Origin of the sequence: Azospirillum himalayense (assembly GCF_042657465.1) — a bacterium.
Lineage (GTDB): Bacteria > Pseudomonadota > Alphaproteobacteria > Azospirillales > Azospirillaceae > Azospirillum > Azospirillum himalayense.
The window spans coordinates 122,229-129,514 of the sequence record NZ_JBHSLC010000045.1 but is presented as its reverse complement, the minus strand read 5'-3'; the positions used below and the strand labels follow the sequence as shown (position 1 = coordinate 129,514).

The 7,286-nt window shown below is 68.7% G+C and carries 6 protein-coding genes; all 6 read left to right on the top strand.

Annotated elements, in window-relative coordinates:
• Positions 1 to 233 precede the first annotated feature (233 nt).
• The 6 genes from ACFPMG_RS21215 (at position 234) to ACFPMG_RS21190 (ending at position 7,276) form a co-directional block, all read left to right on the top strand.
• Positions 234 to 914, top strand: a complete 681-nt coding sequence (locus ACFPMG_RS21215) for a TorD/DmsD family molecular chaperone (RefSeq protein WP_376997181.1) — start codon at positions 234 to 236, stop codon at positions 912 to 914.
• Positions 904 to 1,113, top strand: coding sequence for a twin-arginine translocation signal domain-containing protein (locus ACFPMG_RS21210; protein ID WP_376997180.1), 210 nt, complete (start codon positions 904 to 906; stop codon positions 1,111 to 1,113). Before ACFPMG_RS21215 ends, ACFPMG_RS21210 begins: the two co-directional genes overlap by 11 nt.
• 28 nt (positions 1,114 to 1,141) lie before the next feature.
• The gene (locus tag ACFPMG_RS21205) at positions 1,142 to 4,075 is read left to right on the top strand and encodes a formate dehydrogenase subunit alpha (RefSeq protein WP_376997179.1); all 2,934 of its coding nucleotides are present in this window, start codon (positions 1,142 to 1,144) and stop codon (positions 4,073 to 4,075) included.
• A 25-nt stretch (positions 4,076 to 4,100) separates the two neighbouring features.
• On the top strand, positions 4,101 to 4,736 hold the full coding sequence (gene fdh3B / locus ACFPMG_RS21200) for a formate dehydrogenase FDH3 subunit beta (protein WP_014198023.1): 636 nt from the start codon (positions 4,101 to 4,103) through the stop codon (positions 4,734 to 4,736).
• 177 nt (positions 4,737 to 4,913) lie between these two features.
• Positions 4,914 to 5,918 carry a formate dehydrogenase subunit gamma gene (locus ACFPMG_RS21195; protein WP_376997178.1) on the top strand — a complete coding sequence of 335 codons (1,005 nt, stop codon included), beginning with the start codon at positions 4,914 to 4,916 and terminating at the stop codon, positions 5,916 to 5,918.
• Between the two features lie 74 nt (positions 5,919 to 5,992).
• On the top strand, positions 5,993 to 7,276 hold the full coding sequence (locus tag ACFPMG_RS21190) for an acetylornithine deacetylase/succinyl-diaminopimelate desuccinylase family protein (RefSeq protein ID WP_376997177.1): 1,284 nt from the start codon (positions 5,993 to 5,995) through the stop codon (positions 7,274 to 7,276).
• Positions 7,277 to 7,286 lie beyond the last annotated feature (10 nt).

Below are 7,286 nucleotides of genomic sequence, written 5' to 3'. Positions count from 1 at the left end.
CGAAAAACGCTCCATTCCGACCAAAACGGGCGGCGAAAACGCCTTTTTCAAGCCTTAGCGGAGGCAAAGGCACTGCATCAGCCCGTTTTTCCGCGCCCTGTTAGGGTGGGGGCAACGCTGAGCGAGGCGGTCCGTCATCCCGCTTAGACTGCGCAACCTTTGGGCATTCCCGCTGTTGTCGCTGATGAGCCGGACCTTAACCGGCCACGGAAAAGGCGCAGCGGGGCAAGGGCATGGCGGAAACGGCCATCATCGACGACGCGGATCGGCTGCGGGCGCAGGCGTACGGCCTGCTGGCCCATCTGTTGGCACGCCCGCCGTCGCGCGACTTGCTGGGCACGGTCGGCGCTCTGGCCGGGGATGGTTCGCCGCTGGGCCGGGCCGTCAGCGATCTGGCCGTACGTGCCCGTACGCTCGCCGACGCCCCGGACGGCGAACACCGGGCCGAGCGCGAGTATCATGAGCTGTTCCTCGGGGTGACGCGGGGCGAGCTGGTTCCCTTCGCCTCCTACTACCGCACCGGCTTCCTGATCGACCGGCCGCTGGCCCGCCTGCGCGAGGACATGCAGGCGCTGGGCATCGAGCGCGCCCCCGGCGTCAGCGAGCCCGAGGACCACATCGCCGCCATCGCCGAGATCATGGGCGCGCTGGCCGCCGGCACCGTGGGCACGGCGGACGGCGAGCCGGACCTTCCGCGCCAGAAGGGCTTCTTCGAGCGTCACCTCGCCCCGTGGGCGGGGCGCTTCTTCCAGGATCTGGAGGAGGCGTCGGCGGCGCATCTCTATCGGCCCCTGGGCACCTTTGGGCGGCTGTTCCTGGACATCGAGACCAACGCCTTCGCGATGATCGCGCCCGTCCCTTCGGGCGCGCCGCGCGGGGCCGACCAGCGGGAGGGCACGATCCATGCACCGTGACGACAGCCAGAAGAAAACCGGACTGGAACGCCGCGGCCTGCTGAAGGGCCTCGGGCTGGGCGCGGCGGGGGCCGCCGCGGCGGCCGCGACCCTGCGCGCCGAGCCGGCGGAAGCGATGGAATCGCGGCAGGAGCAGGTGAAGTCCCGCTACCGGGAAACCGAACACGTGAAGCGGTTCTACGCGCTGAACCGACTCTGACCGCCACTTTGATCCAGAGGGCCGCCCCATGCTCGTCAAGCGCAACGCCGGAACCGCCGCCACCCGCGCCTCCCTCGCCCGCCGCCTGAACGGACTGTCGGCCAACGGACTGTCCGCGGCCACCGCCGGGCTGGGAGAAACCGTCGACCGCCGCGGCTTCCTGAAGACCTCCGGCCTCGCCGCCGGGGGCATGGCGGCGCTGGGCGCGCTGCCCGCCGCGATGATCCGGAAGGCCGAGGCCGGACCGATCCTGCCCAACGTCGAGGTCGTCACCCGCAAGAACGTCTGCACCCATTGCTCCGTCGGTTGCACGGTGATCGCGGAGGTTCAGAACGGCGTCTGGACCGGGCAGGAGCCGGGCTGGGAAAGCCCGATCAGCCAGGGCGCGCACTGCGCGAAGGGCGCCTCGGTGCGCGAGCTGACCAAGGGCGAGCGGCGGGTGAAGTACCCGATGAAGCTGGTCGACGGCCAGTGGCAGCGCATCTCCTGGGATCAGGCCATCGAGGAGATCGGCAACAAGCTGCTGGAGATCCGCCAGCAGTCCGGGCCGGACGCCACCTTCTGGCTGGGCTCCGCCAAATTCTCCAACGAGGGCGCCTATCTGTTCCGCAAGCTGGCGGCCTTCTGGGGAACCAACAACGTCGATCATCAGGCGCGCATCTGCCACAGCACCACGGTCGCCGGGGTGGCGAACACCTGGGGCTACGGCGCGATGACCAACAGCTACAACGACATCCAGAATTCCAAGGCGCTGCTGATCATCGGCGGCAACCCGGCGGAGGCCCACCCCGTCTCGCTGCCGCACATGCTGCGCGGCAAGGAGCACAACCGCGCCCCCTTCATCGTCATCGACCCGCGCTTCACCCGCACCGCCGCCCACGCCACCGACTATGTGCGCATCCGCCCCGGCACCGACATCCCGGTCACCTGGGGCATCCTCTGGCACATCTTCGAGAACGGCTGGGAGGACAAGGAATACATCCGCCAGCGCGTCTACGGCATGGACGAGATCCGCGCCGAGGTGAAGAAGTGGGACCCCGCGACGGTGGAGCGGGTCAGCGGCGTGCCCGGCGAGCAGCTCTACCGCGTGGCGGAGGCGCTGGCGAAGAACCGGCCGTCCACCGTCATCTGGTGCATGGGCATCACCCAGAAGACCACCGGCACCGCCAACGTCCGCGCCCTGTCGATCCTGCAGCTGGCGCTGGGCAACATCGGGGTGGCCGGCGGCGGCGCCAACATCTACCGCGGCCACTGCAACGTGCAGGGCGCCACCGACTTCGGGCTCGACGTCTCCACGCTGCCCTCCTACTACGGGCTGGCCGAGGGGGCGTGGAAGCATTTCTGCCGTGTCTGGGACGTCGATTACGACTGGATGAAGGCCCGCTTCTCCTCCAAGGAGCTGATGGAGGCCAAGGGCATCCCGACCACCCGCTGGTTCGACGGCGTCACCTACAAGCCGGAGGAGATCCAGCAGCCGTCGCCGCTGAAGGCGATGGTCGTCTTCGGGCACGGCGGCAACACCGTCACCCGCATGCCGGAAATGCTGAAGGGGCTGGAGCGGCTGTCCCTGCTGGTCATCGCTGACCCGCACCCGACCACCTTCGCCGCCTTTAAGGAGCGCCGGAACGGCACCTACATCCTGCCGGCCTGCACCCAGTTCGAGACGGACGGCTCGCGCACCTGCTCCAACCGGTCGATGCAGTGGGGCGAGAAGGTCGTGGAGCCGATCTTCGAGTCCAAGGACGACTACACGATCATCTACCTGCTGGCCCGCAAGTTCGGCTTCGCCGACGAGATGTTCAAGCACATCACGGTGGAGGAGACCCGCCCGGTTCCGGAGGACATCCTGCGCGAGATCAACCGCGGCTGCCTGTCCACCGGCTACACCGGCCAGTCTCCGGAGCGGCTGAAGATGCACATGAAGCATCAGGCCGACTTCGACAAGATCACCATGCAGGCGACCAGCGGCCCGCTGAAGGGCGACTATTACGGCCTGCCCTGGCCCTGCTGGGGCCATCCGGAGCTGAAACATCCCGGCTGCGCCGTTCTCTACGACACCTCCAAGCACGTGATGGAGGGCGGCGGTGTCTTCCGCGCCCGCTTCGGGGTGGAGCGCAACGGCGTCAGCCTGCTCGCCGACGGCTCCTATTCCAAGGGGTCGGAGATCGAGGACGGCTATCCCGAATTCACCATGGCGATGCTGAAGAAGCTGGGCTGGGATAAGGACCTGACGGCGGAGGAGATGCGGGTCATCCAGGCCATCGGCGGCGACAAGGTGGACGAGGTGAGCTGGCAGACCGACTTGTCGATGGGCATCATCCGCGTCGCGCTGAAGCACGGATGTTCGCCGCACGGCAACGCCAAGGCCCGCGCCGTCGCCTGGAACCTGCCCGACCCGGTGCCGCTGCACCGCGAGCCGATCTACTCCCCGCGGCCGGAGCTGGTGAAGGAGTATCCGGCGATCGAGGACCGGCGCGATTTCCGCCTGCCGCAGCTCGCCCGCTCGCTCCAGTTCAAGATCGCGGACAGTGACATCCGCCAGCGCTTCCCCTTCATCCTGACATCCGGACGGCTGGTCGAGTATGAGGGCGGCGGCGAGGAGACCCGCTCCAACCCCTGGCTGGCCGAGCTGCAGCAGTCGATGTTCGTGGAGATCAACCCCAAGGACGCCGAGCGCCTGGGCATCCGCGACGGCGGCATGGTCTGGGTCTACGGGCCGGAGGACAGCTCCAAGGCGCGGATGCGCGCTCTGGTGACCGAACGCATCGGCGCCGGCACGGTCTTCATGCCCTTCCACTTCTCCGGCTATTGGCAGGGCAACAGCCTGCGGGAGAACTACCCGCCGGGCACCGACCCCATCGTCCTGGGCGAACCGGCCAACGGGGTGACGACCTACGGCTACGACCCGATGACCTTCATGCAGGAAACCAAGGTGACGCTGTGCCGCGTCGAACCGGCCTGACGCGCCGCAAGGAGGACAGACGACCATGGCCCGCATGAAATTCCTGTGCGACGCGGAACGCTGCATCGAGTGCAACGCCTGCGTCACCGCCTGCAAGAACGAGCACGACATCCCCTGGGGCATCAACCGGCGCCGCGTCATCACGCTGAAGGACGGCGTGCCGGGGGAACGCTCCATCTCCATGGCCTGCATGCATTGCAACGACCCGCCCTGCGCCGCGGTCTGCCCGGTGGACTGCTTCTACCAGACGGCGGACGGGGTGGTGCTGCACTCGAAGGATCTGTGCATCGGCTGCGGCTATTGCTTCTACGCCTGCCCCTTCGGCGCGCCGCAGTACCCGCAGGCAACCAACTTCGGCGGGCGCGGCAAGATGGACAAATGCACCTTCTGCACCGGCGGCCCGGAAGCGGACAACACGATGGAGGAGTACCAGAAATACGGCACCAACCGGCTTGCCGAGGGCAAGCTGCCGCTCTGCGCGGAGATGTGTTCCACCCGCGCGCTGATGGCCGGCGACGGCGACGTTCTGGCCGACATCTACAAGGAGCGGACGGTGCGCCGCGGCTACGGCTCCGGCGCCTGGGGCTGGTCCACCGCCTATGGCCAGAACGACCGCGGCGACGCCTTCAGTCCGGGCCGCGAGGGCACCGGCGGGAGCTGAGCGGGGTGGGGACGTGATGCCCCCACCCTAACCCTCCCCCGCTCTCGCAGGGGAGGGGACTGCCGCCGCTTTGCGATCATCTCCCTCCCCTGCGAAGCGGGGGAGGGTCGGGGTGGGGGCAAGGCTGTCCCGACGCAGCACCCCGCGAAGCGCACACTCTCTAGGGAAGGACGCGACATGACGAAGCTCCTGCGCCCCCTGCTGGTCCTGTTCGTTCTGCTGCTCGCCGCCCCGGCGGTGCAGGCGCAGTTCTACCAGACGCCGGGGCCGAACTCGCCGACCTCGAAGGACGAGGTGCAGCTCTACCAGACGCCGGACGGCAAGCTCTCCGGGCGGGTCAGCATCCCCGACGAGAAGCTGGGCGTCCTGGTTCAGCCGGAGGGGCGGGAATGGCGCGAGTTCCGCATGGTCTGGCTGAAGATCATCGCGGGGGCGCTGATCCTGGGGCCGATCGCGGTGCTGGCGATCTTCTACCTGATCCGCGGCACCATCCGCATCCATGGCGGCCGGTCGGGGCGTCCGGTGCCGCGCTTCAGCGGCATGGACCGCTTCGCCCACTGGACGACGGCGGTCAGCTTCCTGCTGATGGCGCTGACCGGGCTGATCCTGACCTTCGGGCGCATGCTGCTGATCCCGCTGATCGGCCACCCCAACTTCACGATGCTGGCCGAGGCCAGCAAGTACATGCACAATTTTTTCAGCGTGCCCTTCGTCCTCGGGCTGGTGATGATCTTCGTGCTGTGGGTGCGCGACAACATCCCGGAGAAGGCCGACCTCGTCTGGCTGAAGACGCTGGGCGGCGTGCTGAGCAAGTCCGGCGAGCATCCCGAGGCCGGGCGCTTCAACGCCGGTCAGAAGGGCGTCTTCTGGGCGGTGGTGTTCGGCGGCTTCGCGCTGTCGCTCACCGGCTTCCTGCTGATGATGCCCTTCGCCGTCACCGGGATCGGCGGCATGCAGATCCTGCATGTGGCGCACGGGGTGGTGGCCGCGCTGATGATCGCGCTGATCATCGGGCACATCTACATCGGCACCATCGGCATGGAGGGCGCCTTCGACGCCATGGGCCGCGGCGTGGTGGACGAGAACTGGGCCAAGGACCACCACCGCCGCTGGTACGAGGAGCAAATCCGCAACGGCCGCGCCAACGAGGACGGACGGCTGCGGCATCACGCGGCGGAGTGAGGCGCGGAACCTCTCGACAGGCGCGTCGGCATGACCGATCCTTCCGCGCGACGAATTGTGCGTGGGGGTGATGCATGCCGCTCGACCACCGGGAGTCGCTGTTCCGCCGCATCGCGGAGCGGCGCGACGACCTCGTCGCGCTGACCCGCGACCTGATCCGCATCCCCACCGTGAACCCGCCCGGCGACGTCTACACCGATTGCGCGGAGTTCCTCGGCCGGCGGCTGGCCGGGCGCGGCTTCGCCGTGGAGTATGTGCGGGCCGACGGGGCGCCGGGCGACAGCGACCGCTACCCGCGCACCAACGTCGTCGCCCGCATTGAGGGTCGTGAGCCCGGCCCCTGCGTGCATTTCAATGGCCACATCGACGTGGTGCCCGCCGGCCAGGGCTGGACGGTCGATCCCTTCGAAGGGGTGGTCAAGGACGGGCGCGTCTACGGCCGCGGCGCCTGCGACATGAAGGGCGGCATCGCCGCCTCCGTCATCGCCGTGGAAGCGATCCTGGAGGCGGGCATCCCCTTTCCCGGCGCGCTGGAAATCTCCGGCACGGTGGACGAGGAGTCCGGCGGCTACGGCGGGGTCGGGCATCTCGCCACGCTCGGCTACTTTTCCCGCCCGCGGGTCGATCACGTCATCATTCCGGAGCCGCTGAACGTGGACCGGGTGTGCATCGGCCACCGCGGCGTCTGGTGGGCGGAGATCGAGACCAAGGGCCGCGTCGCGCACGGCTCCATGCCCTTTCTCGGCAACTGCGCGGTGCGCCACATGGGCGCCGTGCTGCACCGGATCGAGACGGAGCTGATCCCCCGGCTGGCTGCCAAGCGCACGGCCATGCCGGTGGTCCCGGAAGGGGCGCGGCAGTCCACCCTGAACATCAACGCCATCCATGGCGGACAGCCCGAGGATCACGGCGGCCTGCCCAGCCCGATGGTGCCCGACCGCTGCCGCATGGTCATCGACCGCCGCTACCTGATCGAGGAGGACCCGGAGGAGGTGCGGGCGGAGATCACCGGCATCCTGGAGGATCTGCGCCGCGAGCGCCCCGGCTTCGACTACGAGCTGCGCGAGGTTCTGGCCTTCCTGCCCACCCTGACCGACGCCGACGCGCCGGTGGTGCGGGCGGTGGGGGCGGCCATCGAAACGGTGCTGGGCCGCCCGGCGGCGCAGGTGGTGTCCCCTGGCACCTACGACCAGAAGCACATCGCGCGGGTCGGGCATCTGAAGGACTGCATCGCCTACGGCCCCGGCATCCTCGACCTCGCCCACCAGCCCGACGAGTATGTGGACATCGACGACATGGTCCATTCCGCGCAGGTCATGGCGATGGCCGCCCTGTCGCTGCTGCGGCGGGAGGTGTAGGGCAAAGAGC